We start from the raw sequence: 15,536 nt of genomic DNA on the forward strand, positions 1-15,536 counted from the left end.
TAGGGAAGTTCAACTATCGATCGTTGCTGTCATCGCTATAGGCACATTCGTACTTAACGTCGCTATGAAAACTAGTGCAGCAAGTGTTGCGAGCAATGCGATTACAGACACCGTAGATACGATCGCAACCGTAGAGGTAATAGCTATGTCTGCGTCGGCAGCGTCGATCGCTACGAAAGCAAAACTAGAGAAGCTAGTTGCAATATGCACGCTAGCTCACCTAGCAAAGAACGCTAGCGTTGCTCGGCGTGTCGAGCTAGCTCAGCAGCCAAGCCTGGCTATGCTCCCTACGCGAGCGTGCGGAGTTGCACTAACGCTCATCGCGCGCATCTGGAAGTCTCCTGGCCTCGACGGAACGGAAACCAAGTCATGACACGCAAATGCGCGATCTGCAATCAGAAAGGGGGAGTGGGCAAGACCGCCACGACCCTCGGTCTCGCGAGCGCAATAAGCAACGCCGGCGGACACGTCCTCATCGTCGACGTCGACCCCCAGGGCAACGCCACCAACGGCGTAGGCGTCACCATCACCGACGAGATGCTGACAACCTACGACCTGATGAGCCGAACCGCGTCGGGCACGGCGATCGACGCCGTCATTGCCACCCCATGGGACGGCGTCGACCTGATCCCGGCCGACCAGACGCTCGCGAACATCGAGTCGGATGGGGCCAACGACCTCATCTTCCGCCTCGACATCGCCTTCGAGGGCCTCGACCTCTCCGCCTACGACGCAGTCCTCTTCGACTGCCCACCGTCGCTCGGCAAACTCCTCTTCGCCGTCTTCTGTGCAGTGGACGGGGTCATTGCAGTGACCGAGCCCACTATCGACAGCGTCCAAGGCGTCACCAAGCTCTTCGAAACCGTCGAGAACGTCCAGCGACGCCCCAACCCGAACCTGGCCATCGACAAGATCGTCCTCAGCCGACAGCGGGGGACAGGCGAACACCGATTCCGGGAGAGCGAACTGCGCGAGGTCTACGGCGACCTCGTCGCGCGCACCACCATCCCGGAATACGCCACGCGGCAGGACGCACACAGCGCGCGCACCCCGATCCACAAATTCACAGGCGGAAAATCGCTGTCACTGCAGCTCGCCTACACCGACCTTCTCAACGAACTACCCATCAAGACCGCAGGAGCGACCGTATGAGCGTCCAACGTGAACCCGCTATCCGCAGGCCGGCGCACCCTGCCGCAGATCTTCCTGAGCGCCCCCGGGTCGTCAAAGACCCCACCCCGGCCGCCGTCGACGAGCAGCCGACGCAACTTCCGACCGAATCGACCATCAGACGTGTCGCCGACGTGCCCGTCACGCCGGTCTTGTCTCCTGCACCCGAGGCGGCATCGCCTGTCGAGAAGCTCAGCGAACAACACAACGTACGGTTGCGGCCCTCGACGAAGGCGCGCCTGACGCGCGGTGTGGACAAGTTGCGCTACGAGACCGGGGATCGGAGCATCACCATTTCGTCGGTCACTGACGCCGCGCTTATCGAGTACCTGGCCAAGAATGGCTGCTAGCGCCAATAGCGACGCTAGCTATCGGTGCTAGGCGGACGCTCGTGGTTCGAGGTACCCCCACCGAAAAACGCTGGCCGCACCAACACAAGGAGGCCCCCGCCGATTGCGCCGGCGGGGGCCTCGTGGACCGGGACCCCGTGGAAGGAAACCCCGATCATGAACGACCTTAGTATCCGAGCAGCACGAATCCAGCTCCGCGCCCTCATTGCTGCCCTAATCGTTGCGATCGCCATTGCGGTCGGTATCACCACCGGAGCGTTCGTGCTGTCGTTCGCCGTGCAACGCGACCTCGCATTGCAGGCCGGAATCCCGCACTACCTCACCTGGATCTTCCCCGCCATTGTCGACGGCGCAATCCTCGGCGCAACGATCGCCATCGTTGCGCTAAGCAAAATCAACGGCAGCGCAACGGGGAAGCATTTCTTCCTCTGGCTCGCAGTGGTCGTCGTCTTCATCAGCGTCTTCGGCAACGCCTACCACGCCTACCGCGCCGGGGAAGCCGCCGCACGGAGTGCTGCAGCTGGCATCGACCTGGGATACACCCCACTGACTCCAACCGGCGCATCGCTCATCGCAGTCATCCCGCCACTTTTGGTCTTAGCTTTCACCCACGGTGTCGGAATCCTCATCAAGGCCATCGGCACCGCCCACACCGAGTACACCGCGGTCGTCCGAGACACCCGCGACCGCGAACAGCAGGACGGTGAGGACATCGCGGACCATTATCCGACGGTGGCGGCAGAGTCGATGCCGGCATCCGAACGGAACGTTGGCCATGTTGCGGACATCGTTGCGCCGCACATTGCTCAGGACCCCGACGTTGCGCCGCGCATTGCTCAGGACCCCGACGTTGCGCCGCGCATTGCTCAGACCGTTGCGCAGTTCGCCGACGTTGCAACGGCAGACGACTCCTCGGCACTCGACGACAGCCGTGCGGCCGCCGTAACCGGACCTGAGAGTTCCACTGGCGTTGCGGATGCCGCGCAACCAACCGAAACGAACCCAGATGACCGCACCGATGTTGCGACCCTCACCGAGGAGCACGTTGCGCGCAATGCACTGGACGGAAGCAATGCCGCTGCACTGAAGGTCAGCAATGCGCTCGAGGACTCGCAAGAGCCATTCGTGTTGCCGGACGAGGCCCAGACCATCGAGAACCTCCTCGACTTCATCGAAACGTGCGCCGACTTCGAGCCTGTAGTGAAGGAGACGGCCCGACTGCGGATCATCGAACAGCACAGCTACGCGGAGATCGCCACCCTCACGCGGGCCAAGGCCGCAAGCACCGCAATGCGCCGGTTCGACAAGGTTGCGCAACGCGCGGTCGACGCCGGGTTCCGGACGCCCCCGTTGCCGGAACTCGAGGAGATTGCGGACGGACGCAATGCGGCAACGCTCGATCCGCAGTACACATTGGTCGGGACACCCTGAACATCCGCCCACAGCAGGGCGGCGACGGCCAGTTCGTACTCTCCGGCGCTCGACTGGGAGACGACCGACCAACAGCGCGGGGCACGCCCCACACCCAGGGACTCTCGAACGGCTGCAACACCCAGCGCCTTTGACCGCAATGCTGCTCGACGTTGCAGCACAGCCAGATGGAGTTGCAACGCAACGCCGACAGTGCGAGATTGGCAACGCAACGTCAGATTCGGATGCAACGGACAACCGGACGTGGGCCGCTATGCAGACGCAACAACGTCGGCGCATTGCAGGTGGGCGGGCGCCGCATTGCAGGTTGGATGCTGGTGATTTACGCAGTTCACCTGAGAAGAGTGGATGAGGGACCGGTCGTGGAATGGTTCGTATCGTTTTGGGATCTGGAGACTCAGCGGACATCGGTGCGCGCGGGGGAAGCGTCCAATCGCGTTGACGCCATGGCTCAGGTCATCGCCGCGGGGCGCGAGCTGGCGCGCCGCGACGACGGGTCGGTGGTCAATAAGACTGCCCACGTCCGTATCGGAACAGAGCTGGCGGTGGTGGCCGGGTTCGACGATCCACACCTCGGCGACGAAAACCTGAGCTGCCGTATCGAGGCCGCTATCACCGCGAAGCAACAACACGCCCGCAGGATGCAGCAGCGTATACCCGTCGAGTTCTAGTCGCGGTCTCCTCTGGGGTACCTGGTGACGCTGACGCCCGCCGCAGGCACACCCATCCCGCCACTCGATCTCGAAGTGGGCGAGTAGATCCAGGACTAATGTCGTTTCGTCAGTCAGCGCCCTCGGCACGGAATACTCAGGTATGACGGCCGTAGTGGTGCACCACAGCCCAATGGTGGAGCGCGGCGACCCGTGCGATGATCGGATGTGGGGCGCTCGCGATCGTGGCAGACGGGGCCGCAACCTGACGACTCCGCTCGGCGTGCCGTGGGCTGCGACCGTCGGCGTCGCGGTGATTCTGGTGTTGCTGTGCGGCGCTGGTGGCAGGGGGAGAGCGCGGACAAGTTTTCATCACTGTGACGTAAGTGCCCGAGCTTGGGCGGTTGTCTGTTTTCTTTGTCGGCGGCCGGATGGCTGCCGCGGAAGTGGCATCGTCATGAATCGTGCGCCGAAAAGGCTCCGCGACCGTGACCGTGACCTCGAAGCGAGGATAGCTAACTCCGCTACGCTAGCTAGCATCTCAATTTGTGGGTTGCGTATTGTGCAACGCAAGGTGCCCGTCGTGGTGCCTCGTCCGTATCGACCACCCCGGGAGTCGTTCTCGCGGCGAGTAGGGCTGTGGCGGAACTGGTCGATGACATCGACCCAGACATGTCCGGCGATGAGGGCGAGACATCAGCTACTCGTCGTCAGTGCCGAGTACGAGATCGATCTCAAGGACGAGAACGCCAGCGCGTTCCACGCAGCCCTTGACTACTGCATCACACATTCGAGGTGGCCAGGTGGCGGTGAGCGCCGCTCATTTCGTGGCAGCATCCGCGCCTAGATCGTGCAACCCTTCCGTGCGCCTACTGATCCGGCATCGCACGTCTGGGGGATCGGTGACGGATCGAGCGGCGCCGACTGAAATCTGTCGTAGCCGGGCCGACGGTTTGGGGGTCATGGATTCGTCAGGACCGGATTTCGGGCCTCTACTTCGTCGGTCGGCTGTGCCATGCTGGTGCCACGGTTCGGTGACGTCGCGAGCGTGAGGGTGACATGACTGTGCAGGTGATCCAATCCAGTGGACACTGAGGTTGCCCCTCGGGAGTGGACACCCGATTTCATGCGGCGACTGACAGCGTAGACGACGCGATCAGCCGTTGTTCGAACTCCACCGGGGTGAGGTATCTCCGAGGGCGGAATGGCGGCGACGTCGATTGAAGTACGAGAGCCACTCGAACAACTCCAGCCGTGCCTGCGACTTCGACGTCCGGCTCCGTCCGTGCAGCCACTCCCTCTTGAGTCCTTGGAAGAACGACTCGGCGAGAGCATTATCGTAACTCGAGCCAACGCGGCCTCGACTCGGGCGGATCCCATGACGGCGGCACACATCGACGAAAGCTGCTGCGGTGTACTGAGATCCGCGGTCGCTGTGGAAGATGACGCCACGCACGTCACCACCGCGGGTGCGCACCGCCATCTCGATCGCGTCCGTGACGAGATCGGTGCGCATGTGGTCGGCGATCGACCAACCCACCACCCGGCGTGAGCAGATGTGGGGTGGGTCCACCAAGGCGCGACGAACGCACGAGGCTCGGTGACGCTCCAGCACCGGAACCAACACGGCAGCGGAGAAGGACATGCGGGCAGTGTCGGAGGGCGGCGATGGTTAGGCCGGCAAGGCCGGCGACCGCGACGAGCATGAGGAGGGCCAGCACGACGGATCTGAGGACGGTGCACGCGCGGATGGTCAGCACCGCCAGGCAGATGGTCGCGGCGACACCCGCGTCCGAGGACTCGAGGAGCGCCGCGCCGTGTCGCGGTATCTGGTGCCGTCCAGCGTTTTCACCGGTCGGGCTCGTCGGGTCTGCGGCGCTGACTCTCACACTGACACCAGGTTCGCTGAGGATCAGAGGTCCCACAGCCCCAGCAACGCGGACCTAAGGCCAGGGGAGCGGACGTAGTGGTCGGTCCGCAGCCGTGACCCGGGGTGCCCGAGATTGGTCAGCGCCTTCTCGGCGCCGGGGAGGGGGAGCGGAGACAGGCCGGTGCGCAGGCGGAGGAAGTACAGAACCGCTCCACCGGACCGCGGGATCTTCATCGGATCGGACACCACGACCGCCGGCGCGTAAATCCACTCGTCATCGGCCGAGACGAAGACGATCACGTCGCCCCGTCTCACCCCGCTGGGCCTGTCGAGGCGAAGCGATTCGAGCTGGTACTTCGCCGCCGGGCCGCCGCGGCTGTGGTGCCGGCCCCGCTGCTCGTCGAGGACCTGTTGTTCGGTGCGGGTGGGTTCGTAGTCGACGGCGTGTTTGACGAACATCCGGGTCACCGGCGTCGGCAGGAAATCGGTCTCGGTGCGGACGCGGCCGGTGACCCCGGGCAGGGGGACCGCGCGGCCGATCTCCCACTCGAGGATCGCGTCGTCGAGGAACACCTGATCGACCTCGGTGATCTCGTCGAGGCCGTCGATGAACTTACGCACGGAGGCGACGATCTCGGGGTCGTCGGTGATGACCACAGCGTCGTCGGCCAGGGTGGAGTTTTCCGACGCATTCGCCGACCCGATCACCGCCCGGGTGTTGGTGACGATCACCTTGGCGTGCAGGGTCGGCGACGACAGCACCCGCACCCCCTTGTTCACGTAGTACGCGAGGGCGGCGGGGGAGGTGGCGTGCGCCCGGACCGCGGCCTTGGAGGCGTTGACGACCAGGACGTCCCCGGCGCGCAGCGGAAGCAGGGCGGGCGCGTCCTGTCCGAGGTAGCCGATCGCGGCGTACCGGGCGCCGCGGGTGCGGATGGCGCGGGTGATGTGTGGCCACGGGCTCGGCCCGTGGAAGGTGGTCCCCATACCGACAGACGGTAACCGGCCAGGCCTTGTGCCGGGTGGCGGTCCCTGGCAACGCTAAAGAAGCTAAACGGGGGCGCCGCCGGTGCGGCGCTCCCTGGCGAGGTCGACGGTGGCGCGGGTGAGGGGCTGGCCGCAATCGCTCTGGGGGCAGCGATCCGGTCGAATGTCGGTTGCGGACAACGCGTCGGCGTCGGCGTCGGCCCCGACCGGCGGCCCGGCGCTCTTACGCTGGTGAGCACCACGAAACGAGACCGGCGGGAGAAGGATGATGAGTTACGAAGCGATCTACGACGGGGTCCGATATCCACTCGCCGATGCGGCCGCCGCCCACGGCCTTGAGGACGCCATCCGGGGCATCTTCGCAGACAACGGCAATGGTGGATTCGTCGGGTTCGTCAGCCAGAACTCGACGGTTCGCCTGCTGATCACGCCGGCGACTCCGATCGCGATTCGGGGCAGCGACGAGCCGAACCCGACCGTCGTCCACCGCTGGTAGCCCCGCCCCAGCAGATACCCCCCTCGGACCGAGACGGTGTGTCCGCCCAATGGACGAGGGGTTGTCAGCGAGACTTTCGGCAACGATCCACCGTCAGCAAAGGAGGGTATGGTGCCCAGCCTCATTTTTGGGTGGTGTCACCTACGGCATCAGCCAGACCAGGTTCGAGGCCACCCGGGAGCTGCTCGCACGGTTCGCCGAGGGACACACCCTGGGTGTGGCGATGTCGCTCACCCATGACGGCGCCCGGCACCACCTGTTCATCACGCCCGGGGTGCCGATCACGCTGGTGGACTGACGACTCCGCGGTGGTCGAGTCATGACGGTTTCCTGCGCTGACGGCCCGGGCAGTGTCTCCGGCGTCGTCGCCGCCAGCACCCGTCGATGCCCTCGGCGCGAGGTAACACCCCGTCACAGTCTGGGCGCAACTCTGCGCGCAAACATGCCAGCGAAAATACCGGCAACACGGCGCGTAGTGGGTAGGGTGATGTCCGCGCACGTACACGGGAGGCACACCGAACACGAGTGGGTGGGGATGGCGAAGGTAGGAAATTCCGAAGGCGGCGCCCGCCGCCGCCCGACCGGGGCCGGACGAGCAGCCGTAAAGGCGGCGAAGCGCGCGTCCGGTGCGGGAGACGTCGGCGGCCCGGGAACGCCGAGTCCGGAGCTGACGGCGAAGCTGGAACCGCGGAAGGGCCCGGCGAAGGTTCCGCTCAATACCCGCGTCCTGGCCTCGACGGAAGCCCGGTTGAACTGGCTGGTGAACGATCGCCAATCCACCGTGACCAACGTCGTGGACGTGGCGCTGCAGGAGTTCTTCGACCGCTACCACGTCCCGCCGGCAGATCATGACGGCCGGATCACCGAGCAGGAGTCATGAGCAGTCCGTGGGAACAGATCCCCCTGTTCGCACTGCCCGAGACAACCCTGACGACATCTCCCTCCTCCACCGATGATGTTCTCCCCGACGATGACTTTCTCCTCACCGATGAGGACGTTGTCTCTGTCGATGCTGATGTCTTCGTCGAAGCCGATCATGCGGATTCTGAGCCGGCCGCTGCCGCACACCCTGCATCGCCCGAGCGGTCGGATGTGGCCGAAGCCGCCGACCCCGCCGAAGCCCCGTCCCGGCCGACACCCGAGACGGACAGCGAAGAAGTGGACAACGCTGCGGTCGACGGCGACGAAGTGCACGACGACGCGGCTGAAAGCGACACGGCTGGCAGCGAAGAGGCTGGCAGCGAAGAGGCTGGCAATGACGCGGCGGATCCGCCGGTGTGGGAGGCGCTGCCAGTGGGTGAGGATGCCGATGGCCATGCGTTGATCGTGACCGCCGCCGGAACCTTCACACCCTCCGGGCGGGAGTTGACCGGTCCCGTCGATTCGGTGGAGAAGCTGGACAAGCTGATTCGCTGGGCCTCGTTGACACCGTTGGGTGCCCCCGCACAGATCTGGGTCGTCGGACAGGGCGCGTGCGAGCTGCTCGGGTGGATCATCGACCCGGGCAGCGAAGACGACGTCGACGACATGGAGGCCCTGCGCAACCGCGCCGCCCAGGAACTGACCGCCGTCCTGCACGCCACCCTCACCCCAATGCTGAACGCGGGCTGGGAGTTGCGCGGCGACCCCGGGCACGTGGTGCACCTGTCCCGCTCGATCGGGAATTTCACCTCGATGGTCGATGTGGTGATCGAACCGTACGTGTGGACCTATTGGAACAAGGACTTCGGTTGGCGCAACCGGGTCGGCGACATGGGCATCCTCGGCTCACCCACCGCGGGAACGTATCTCCCGGACGATGACCTCCCGGCGGCACGGGAGCTCGGTCGCCGGTTGGCGTGGTGCGCCGCGCACCTCGGGGTGCTCCCGGGGCCGACGCCCGCGCGGACCGGCGCGGCCCTCGTCGACAAGATCAAGCGGGAACGCACCCGCAGCGGCAAAGGCATCGTCGTCACCACACCCGGTTCGGTCCCACCGCTGGACGGCGCGCCGCGGGGAGACCTCGAACCCGCGGTCGGCTGGACCCGCGTCCCCGACGCGCAGGATCTCGAGGACACGACCCGGTTGGTGTCCATCGATCAACGCGCCGCCTACCTCGCCTCCGCGGGCATGCTCGAATTCGGCTACGGGCAACCCACACACCTCACTGGTGACACTGCTGCGGCCGCGGCAGTGGGGGAGAAGGGTGCCCCGTTCGGGCTGTGGCGGATCACCCTGCCGCCCGGGCAGACACTGTCACTTCCGGGAAAGATACCTCTGCCGCACCCGCACATGCACGCCGACCAACCGGTGCAGACCTGGGTGAGCACGGTCAGCCTCGACGGACTGTGCTCACCGGTCGCAGACGGAGGAATCGGCGCCGACCTCGACGACCTCGACATCGCCGAGGCCTGGGTCTACCCACAGCAGGGCCGGGCGCTGGACAAGTGGGCCAAAATCCTCCGCGAGGCACGGAAGGTCGCGGTGGACACCGACGACGACGCGACGAAGCGGTTCCTCGGCACCTGCTACAAGGGTTACATCGGGCGGATGGTGAACCCGGACATGTGGACTGCGAAGCAGATGCAACATCACCACCAACCGCTCTGGCGCGCGTCGATTATCGCGCACTGCCGGTGGCGCGGCCGCCGGGTGGCGATGCGGATCGCCCGCGAACACAATCGTTGGCCGGTCCGCACCGTCACCGACTCCTGGGTGTACCTCCTCTCCGGCGGTGAGGACATCGCCGACCCGAGCGACGCTTTGGGGAAGATGTCGGTCGAGAAGGACGTGGTCCTCACCGACACACTCCTGTCCGCCTTCACTTCGGCCGAGGACGTACACGAGGTGAACCTCGCGATCAAGGCGGCCTTCGCCGACAACGAGGACACCGACGACGAAGGGGAGGGGGTGCTCTGATGGCCCTACATCTCCCGAAGCCCCGCACCAAAAAGCCCGCGCAGGAGGCGGTCGGCCTCGACGGCCTCAAGGTCTCCGTCGCCAACGCCGCGACCAGCGGCGTCGAAAAATCCAAGCAAGTCAAAAGCGGGGGCCTGGCCGGACTGACCAGCAAGGTCTCCGTCAAACAACTGCGCAAGGAACTCGGCAACGAGGGCTTACGGCAGGCCGCGATCGATGCCGGCCGCACACCCCCATCCGCGCGCACGTTGCGCCGGTGGGCGCAACAGGGCCGCATCCCGCACGCCGACGTCGTCGAGCGTGCCCAGCGGCGTGCGGCGATCGAACGCCTCGGCGGCGTCGATGCCGTGGCCGCCAAGATCGGGCGGTCCCGCTCCGCCGTCTCCCGGTACAGGTCCGGTGAAACGAACGAGCTGCGCGCCGACGCCAGCAAGAAACTCCGCAACGTCAAGGCCGAGGACATCATGAAACGCGCCGGCGTACTGCGCCCCGACGGAACACCCAAAAAGGCGGTCATCCGCGTCAAGGGCGGCGTCATGGTCCGTAACGGCGCCGACGAGGGCTACGACTACCGGGTCCGGACACTGGATTTCGCGAACTCGGACACCCCGTTCACCAGTGAGGAGTCCCGCGAACTGGCCGCCGCGCTGGCCAACGATGATCACGCCCGGGTCGTGGCCTTGCTGGAGCGGCACGCCACACTCGACTACCCGGAGAACAAGGGTTTCGACAAGTACAGCGACCAGTTCGGATTCCACTTCGACCACATCGACTCCGTCCACATCGACTGGATCTAAAAACGCCTGGGGACCACCCCCCACCGGCCCGCCGCGGCACGGGTCGGGTGGCCCCTTGTTCCATCGCCTGTGAAAACACCCGACTCCGGCCCATTCTCACCGGTCAGCACCCGAAAAGGGAGCGGGGGCACCCCGACACCCCGTTGAGGGGAAACACCGAAATGGGTGAAGGTAGGCAGCAGTGTCCCTTCCGGCAATTCGAGGTGCCCATGCCCGCCAGACGTTCGAGAACCCGTCGCACGGTCGCCCTGATCGCCACTGCGACCGTCGTCGTCGGCGTCGCTCTTACCGCACCCGCGATCGCCAACGCCGCCCCGGTGGGCTGTGTGTCGACATTCAACCTGCTCATCCCCGGCACATGGGAGACCAACGAGCACGCCGACCCGAACCAGCCCGTAGGCATGCTCGCCCCGGTCGCGGAGGCAATCAGGGCACAGAACGGTGCCCGCGCACAGATTTACACGCTGCCGTACATGGCGTCCGCGTTCGACAACGGCCACACCTACGCCGACAGCAAACTCGACGCGGTCAGCAAGGCCACCGCCGTGTTGAAGTCCTACGCCGACAAATGCCGGGGCGCGAAGATCACGATCACCGGATACTCCCAGGGTGCAGACGCTGCAGGCGATCTCGCGTCGGCGATCGGAAACGATCAAGGGCCGGTCGATGCGGACCAGGTCCTCGGTGTGGCGCTGATCGCCGACCCGGGTGCCGGCACGAAGGGCGCCGCACCGGTCGGACCGACGACCTCCGGGGAGGGGATCGCCGGTCCCCGGTCGCAGGGCATGGGCACGCTGTCGGGGCGGGTCGCCTCGATCTGCGATCCGAAAGACCTGTACTGCTCGATCCGCAAGGGCGCCAACCCGTTCCTCGGATCGCTCGGATCGATCCTGTCGAAGACCCCCGGCAACACCAGCACCGGTGCCGGCGCGGATGGTGGTACCGCGGCGGTCGCCCACGCGCTGACCTCGGATTTCACCGACGCCGACCTGCCCGGTCTCGGATCGAATGTCGACGCGCTCGGACAGCAACTGTCCGGCAACGGTACCGGCGGCTCGATCGATGTGAACCAGATCGCCGACTCCGCAACCTCGCTGAGTAAGACGCTCAGCCCACTGGTCGACCTGCTGCAGTCCGGGGCCGCGAACACCGCCGCCACCAGCAAGTTGGCCGCAGCCCCGGTGGGTACACCGGAAAACGCGGCCGCACAGGTCCTCACCACAGCCAGCCATGCGGACCTGGGCGGTGCACTCGACTCGGTGGCCACGATCGCGAACACCGCAGCCAAACTCGCCAATAACGGCGCCACCACCCTGCCCGCCACCGCACCCGAAATCTCTCAACTCGCGGGCACCGCCGCATCACTCGGTAGCCAAATCGCACCCGTCGCCGCCACCCCGGCAGATGCCCTCTCCTCCGCGTCGAGCGTGCTGTCGGTCCTCAAACCGAAAGTCGTCGTCGACCAGGCCCTGAACGTCGTCACCGGCGTCACTGCCCTCGATATTCCGAAGATCCTGAACAACCTGATCGTGCTCCCGCAAAGAATTGCCGCCGGCGATGTCCGCGCCGCCCGCGATACCGCCCGAGAGCTGAACGTGCAGTTCGAGCCCATAGTGAAGATGGCCGCCGGTGTCGACTTGAAGTGGGTCTCCCAGATCCTCGCGATCATCCCGGACCCGTCCGGATACACCCAGATCGCAGCGTTGGTCACCAGCATCCTCGGCAACGTCGACGTGATCAAGCTGGCCACCATCGCCGGTCAAGCCCAGGAAATTGCGTGGGCCGCCGCGGACAAGCTCTTTCCCCCGCCCGGGGTATTACCCGACCCGGTCGGTGCCGCGGCACAGACCACGGCGTTGATCCCACTCGGCCTCGACCTCGCCTCGGTGGCCGCGAACATGCTCACCGGCAAAGCCAGCAAGACCGACCCCGCGCTGCTCGGCAAACAGACCAATCCCGTGGGCAACGCGATCACCACGCAGGCGCAGACCCTCGACCTCGCAGGACTCGCCGGGTCGGTGTCGACGATGACGCAGTCGCAGGGGGCCGAGGATCTCGCCGCGGTAGTCGGCGAGGGCCTGAACGCGGCCAGCTTCTTCGCCTCCGGTGCACACCAGAGCTACCAGAACCTCGTCGTCGACAACGCCGGCCGCAACGCCATCCAGTGGGTCTCGGATTGGCTGAACCTGCAGATCACCCGCGCCGCCTGACGAACCGACATCGTCCCGGTAGGACCACCACTGCGTGCTTCATCTCGCGGCCGACTTCATTTGAACTTCACCTCGACCACGGAACCGAGAACCTGGCAGATAGAGCGGATGCTGTGTCGAAATCCGACCTGGCCCGGACGAAGAAACGCCGCAGTTCAGGTCACCGCCCCGGCGTTGACGTTCGGTCCGAGAACCTATATCTCCCAGTCGAATAGGAGCACCGGAAAGTGGCCCGTCGAACACACCGCCCGACATCGTGCTGGGTGAGTTGCCCGCACTGCGGCGGCAAACGCACCTACTTCACCCGCAGGACCGCGCGTGCGGCCCGCACCCACCACGAAAAACGCCACGGCCTGGCGATCTACCCCTGCCCCCACCGACACCAGGACGGCGACGCCGGGATGTTTCACGTCGGGCACCGGCCAGAGGGGTTGGGTCGCGGCCACATCGACCGGGACACGCTCGCCGATAATCAGCGGGCAGCGCTCCAAGGCAGGGCTGCGGGCGGGGGTGCGCGGTGACACTGATGAACGCCACGGGATCCCCCACACCTCCGATCTCACTCGATGTTGGTGGGCGGATCCGGTTCGGTCTCGAACCACGCCGCCCCTACACCGTCCGCGCACTCTCGGAGCACTTCGTCGTCTGCACCCGCCCACGCGACTTCGCCACCACCGGTGAGTTCGTCTACACGGTCATCGACTGGCGGAACGGAATCCGCGGCCCGGTCAACGGGCAAAGCGCGGACGTGAGCACCGATGAGCGGTGCCGCGACCTCCTCGACGACCTCGAAGCCGGCCGGTGGGAGATCAGCCACCGCAACCGCGTCCAGCTCGACATCATCGAAAGTGACCAGTCATGAGACCAACCAGCCGAAAGAGCCTATTGCGCTGCGCTACCGCAGACGCAGTGGTCGTTCCACCAGCGTGGTGAAGGGCACTGTGACGCGTACTTCGATGGTTACAGGTCCAGCAGCGCCAGCAGGGCGGTCCGGAGGCGGCGGGGGAGGTGGCAGCACCGGGGATAGCGGCCTTGGAGGCGTTGACGACCAGAACGTCCCCGGATCGCAGCGGAAGCAGGTCTGGTGCGGCCTGGCCGAGGTAGCCGGTCGCCGCATAGCGGACGCCGCGGGTACGGATCGCGCGGGTGATGTGCGACCACGGACTCGGCGTGGAAGGTGGTCCCATACCGACAGACGGCAACCCGTCTCGTCCACTGCCTCATTAAGCGCCACAGGAGGCGCTGAACCTGGCCGCCGACCCTCCAGCACGGCTCACTCGAGTTCGACGGCGCAGGAGCCGGTCGGACGAGGACCCCACGGTGTCGGCCGGCAACACTGCAACCAGCCCTGTGGGTGCCGACGCGTCGACGAAGTCCGACAGCATCGTCACCGAGGCTCGCCACAAACCGACACTCTGCAGAGCAAAAATGCGGTGACGTGGGGATCCGGGCCCGTCGCTGCGATAACTGAAATTATCGTCGCCGAGTACGCACAAACCATGAGTGACACGATGTTGCGGCCTGAAATGGTCTCTTACAGGCCGATGATGTGTAGGTTCTCACCGCCGGTGCCAGTTTTCTCGATTTCGTTTCAGTAGGACGCGAACTTTGCGCGTTACCCCAGTTCAGCGACCTGGACGTCATCGAAATGTCCGAGATTCTGACAACTTAGTGAGAATCCCTCGGCGACAACACTTTGCAAAAAGGACGCAGGTCAGCACGGCGTGCGACCGACAAGACCGACGAGACCTACACGATGTAAGTTCCACGTCCTTTGCCGTTTGACTTGAGGGCGTTGCACGCTCACCGGAAGGCAGCCTCGACGTTCCTGCCATCGAGTTGAGGAGATTGAGCCTCTACCTGGCGTTTCGCAACAATCACTCACTGATCGGCGTCGACGACAGGCCTCAACTTGAATTAGGAATGCAGCAGAAATATCACCTGCGGCCGGTCGCCCATTGTGGAGGGCATCCAGATCGCGGCCCGTTTGTGTCTCAGATCAGAATGGCAGCGGGGCGGTTTCACTGGGCGCCCATGGGTGAACGACAAGGTACACCCGGTCACGTGGTTTTTGGACTTGCGCACAATGGGTGCATCCCAAGAAAAGCCGTCTCCTCGGCGTTGATGAGACGATCGTCACATGCGAGCTTCGGGCCCACCGCAAAGACCGCGCGTTCTCAGTGCCATCCAAATCCAGCCGACACCCACCAGCTGTCCGAGTACATTCGAATACGACGTGTGAAGAGCGTACGGAACTTTCGGGACCACACACCACCGCTGCGCCGGGTGGATGTTTCATTGACCACCCAGGGCAACAGCGAAACAAATGCCGGCCGCATCGCGTCTCAGAATCCCACCTGTCAGACATGGCTCATGAACCTGCCACTCTCCTTCACAGGAAACGTGGAAAAGAGCCGAACAGGAAGTATCTCCATCAACATCCATGGGCTCGTATCGGGCTCGAGTCCCACGCCCCTACTCCAGAGAGAAGCCAGATGGTATCGGAAAGCACGCTTACCACTCGTGCGGGCAGCACAGTTACCCGCAGCGCCAGGAGGGCAATTGTTGCGGCCAGCTTCGGCGAGCAATGATCAGAACTTGTGGATCCCGGGAGGGCGTACCTTCCCGGATGATGATCTGGAAGGTATCCGAATTCTGATCAAGACCAGCGCGGCAA

Annotated in this window: 14 protein-coding genes and 2 pseudogenes; 13 read left to right on the forward strand and 3 right to left on the reverse strand. The window is 65.0% G+C overall.

What is annotated here, in order from left to right; translation table 11 throughout:
* Positions 1–369: 369 nt before the first annotated feature.
* From ACH49N_RS33675 to ACH49N_RS33695, 5 genes are all read left to right on the forward strand, one after another.
* Positions 370–1,152 carry a ParA family protein gene (locus ACH49N_RS33675; protein WP_012687110.1) on the forward strand — a complete coding sequence of 261 codons (783 nt, stop codon included), beginning with the start codon at positions 370–372 and terminating at the stop codon, positions 1,150–1,152.
* The gene (locus ACH49N_RS33680) at positions 1,149–1,520 is read left to right on the forward strand and encodes a hypothetical protein (protein WP_012687111.1); all 372 of its coding nucleotides are present in this window, start codon (positions 1,149–1,151) and stop codon (positions 1,518–1,520) included. The genes ACH49N_RS33675 and ACH49N_RS33680 overlap by 4 nt, the downstream gene beginning before the upstream one ends.
* 156 nt (positions 1,521–1,676) lie before the next feature.
* On the forward strand, positions 1,677–2,951 hold the full coding sequence (locus tag ACH49N_RS33685) for a DUF2637 domain-containing protein (protein WP_012687112.1): 1,275 nt from the start codon (positions 1,677–1,679) through the stop codon (positions 2,949–2,951).
* Positions 2,952–3,118: 167 nt separating this feature from the next.
* The gene (locus ACH49N_RS33690) at positions 3,119–3,622 is read left to right on the forward strand and encodes a hypothetical protein (protein WP_012687113.1); all 504 of its coding nucleotides are present in this window, start codon (positions 3,119–3,121) and stop codon (positions 3,620–3,622) included.
* A gap of 634 nt (positions 3,623–4,256) precedes the next feature.
* Entirely contained in the window at positions 4,257–4,448 is a 192-nt protein-coding gene (locus ACH49N_RS33695; RefSeq protein ID WP_358277023.1) for a hypothetical protein, read from the forward strand.
* Between the two features lie 277 nt (positions 4,449–4,725).
* Here ACH49N_RS33695 and ACH49N_RS33700 read toward each other — a convergent pair.
* Positions 4,726–5,159 (reverse strand): annotated as a pseudogene (locus tag ACH49N_RS33700) (IS3 family transposase); the annotation flags it as partial.
* A gap of 354 nt (positions 5,160–5,513) precedes the next feature.
* Entirely contained in the window at positions 5,514–6,458 is a 945-nt protein-coding gene (locus ACH49N_RS33705) for a phospholipase D family protein (RefSeq protein ID WP_012687116.1), read from the reverse strand.
* 265 nt (positions 6,459–6,723) lie between these two features.
* Here ACH49N_RS33705 and ACH49N_RS33710 point away from each other — a divergent pair, with 265 nt between their 5' ends.
* The 8 genes from ACH49N_RS33710 to ACH49N_RS33745 all read left to right on the forward strand — a co-directional run bounded on the left by ACH49N_RS33710 (position 6,724) and on the right by ACH49N_RS33745 (position 13,721).
* On the forward strand, positions 6,724–6,954 hold the full coding sequence (locus ACH49N_RS33710; protein ID WP_012687117.1) for a hypothetical protein: 231 nt from the start codon (positions 6,724–6,726) through the stop codon (positions 6,952–6,954).
* 127 nt (positions 6,955–7,081) lie between these two features.
* Positions 7,082–7,252: a hypothetical protein gene (locus ACH49N_RS33715; protein ID WP_012687118.1), complete on the forward strand. Its 171-nt coding sequence runs from the start codon at positions 7,082–7,084 to the stop codon at positions 7,250–7,252.
* Positions 7,253–7,441: 189 nt separating this feature from the next.
* On the forward strand, positions 7,442–7,834 hold the full coding sequence (locus ACH49N_RS33720; protein WP_012687119.1) for a hypothetical protein: 393 nt from the start codon (positions 7,442–7,444) through the stop codon (positions 7,832–7,834).
* The gene (locus ACH49N_RS33725) at positions 7,831–9,852 is read left to right on the forward strand and encodes a hypothetical protein (protein ID WP_043827440.1); all 2,022 of its coding nucleotides are present in this window, start codon (positions 7,831–7,833) and stop codon (positions 9,850–9,852) included. The genes ACH49N_RS33720 and ACH49N_RS33725 overlap by 4 nt, the downstream gene beginning before the upstream one ends.
* The gene (locus tag ACH49N_RS33730; RefSeq protein ID WP_012687122.1) at positions 9,852–10,649 is read left to right on the forward strand and encodes a hypothetical protein; all 798 of its coding nucleotides are present in this window, start codon (positions 9,852–9,854) and stop codon (positions 10,647–10,649) included. The genes ACH49N_RS33725 and ACH49N_RS33730 overlap by 1 nt, the downstream gene beginning before the upstream one ends.
* A 209-nt stretch (positions 10,650–10,858) precedes the next feature.
* Positions 10,859–12,859, forward strand: coding sequence for a cutinase family protein (locus ACH49N_RS33735; RefSeq protein ID WP_012687123.1), 2,001 nt, complete (start codon positions 10,859–10,861; stop codon positions 12,857–12,859).
* Between the two features lie 227 nt (positions 12,860–13,086).
* Positions 13,087–13,380, forward strand: coding sequence for a hypothetical protein (locus ACH49N_RS33740; RefSeq protein WP_012687124.1), 294 nt, complete (start codon positions 13,087–13,089; stop codon positions 13,378–13,380).
* Between the two features lie 5 nt (positions 13,381–13,385).
* The gene (locus ACH49N_RS33745; RefSeq protein ID WP_231869148.1) at positions 13,386–13,721 is read left to right on the forward strand and encodes a hypothetical protein; all 336 of its coding nucleotides are present in this window, start codon (positions 13,386–13,388) and stop codon (positions 13,719–13,721) included.
* Between the two features lie 133 nt (positions 13,722–13,854).
* Here ACH49N_RS33745 and ACH49N_RS33750 read toward each other — a convergent pair.
* A pseudogene (locus tag ACH49N_RS33750) lies at positions 13,855–14,083 on the reverse strand (phosphatidylserine/phosphatidylglycerophosphate/cardiolipin synthase family protein); the annotation flags it as partial.
* Between the last annotated feature and the right edge of the window lie 1,453 nt (positions 14,084–15,536).

Source organism: Rhodococcus sp. NPDC019647 (assembly GCF_044389235.1).
Taxonomy (GTDB): Bacteria; Actinomycetota; Actinomycetes; order Mycobacteriales; family Mycobacteriaceae; genus Rhodococcus_F; species Rhodococcus_F oxybenzonivorans.

What these genes read in the sequence shown, in the direction of transcription:
- ACH49N_RS33675 (WP_012687110.1), top strand. Translation starts at nt 370, where the DNA reads ATGACACGCAAATGCGCGATCTGCAATCAGAAAGGGGGAGTGGGCAAG.
- ACH49N_RS33680 (WP_012687111.1), top strand. Translation starts at nt 1,149, where the DNA reads ATGAGCGTCCAACGTGAACCCGCTATCCGCAGGCCGGCGCACCCTGCC.
- ACH49N_RS33685 (WP_012687112.1), top strand. Translation starts at nt 1,677, where the DNA reads ATGAACGACCTTAGTATCCGAGCAGCACGAATCCAGCTCCGCGCCCTC.
- ACH49N_RS33690 (WP_012687113.1), top strand. Translation starts at nt 3,119, where the DNA reads ATGGAGTTGCAACGCAACGCCGACAGTGCGAGATTGGCAACGCAACGT.
- ACH49N_RS33695 (WP_358277023.1), top strand. Translation starts at nt 4,257, where the DNA reads ATGACATCGACCCAGACATGTCCGGCGATGAGGGCGAGACATCAGCTA.
- ACH49N_RS33705 (WP_012687116.1), bottom strand. Translation starts at nt 6,458, where the DNA reads ATGGGGACCACCTTCCACGGGCCGAGCCCGTGGCCACACATCACCCGC.
- ACH49N_RS33710 (WP_012687117.1), top strand. Translation starts at nt 6,724, where the DNA reads ATGATGAGTTACGAAGCGATCTACGACGGGGTCCGATATCCACTCGCC.
- ACH49N_RS33720 (WP_012687119.1), top strand. Translation starts at nt 7,442, where the DNA reads ATGTCCGCGCACGTACACGGGAGGCACACCGAACACGAGTGGGTGGGG.
- ACH49N_RS33725 (WP_043827440.1), top strand. Translation starts at nt 7,831, where the DNA reads ATGAGCAGTCCGTGGGAACAGATCCCCCTGTTCGCACTGCCCGAGACA.
- ACH49N_RS33730 (WP_012687122.1), top strand. Translation starts at nt 9,852, where the DNA reads ATGGCCCTACATCTCCCGAAGCCCCGCACCAAAAAGCCCGCGCAGGAG.
- ACH49N_RS33735 (WP_012687123.1), top strand. Translation starts at nt 10,859, where the DNA reads ATGCCCGCCAGACGTTCGAGAACCCGTCGCACGGTCGCCCTGATCGCC.
- ACH49N_RS33745 (WP_231869148.1), top strand. Translation starts at nt 13,386, where the DNA reads ATGAACGCCACGGGATCCCCCACACCTCCGATCTCACTCGATGTTGGT.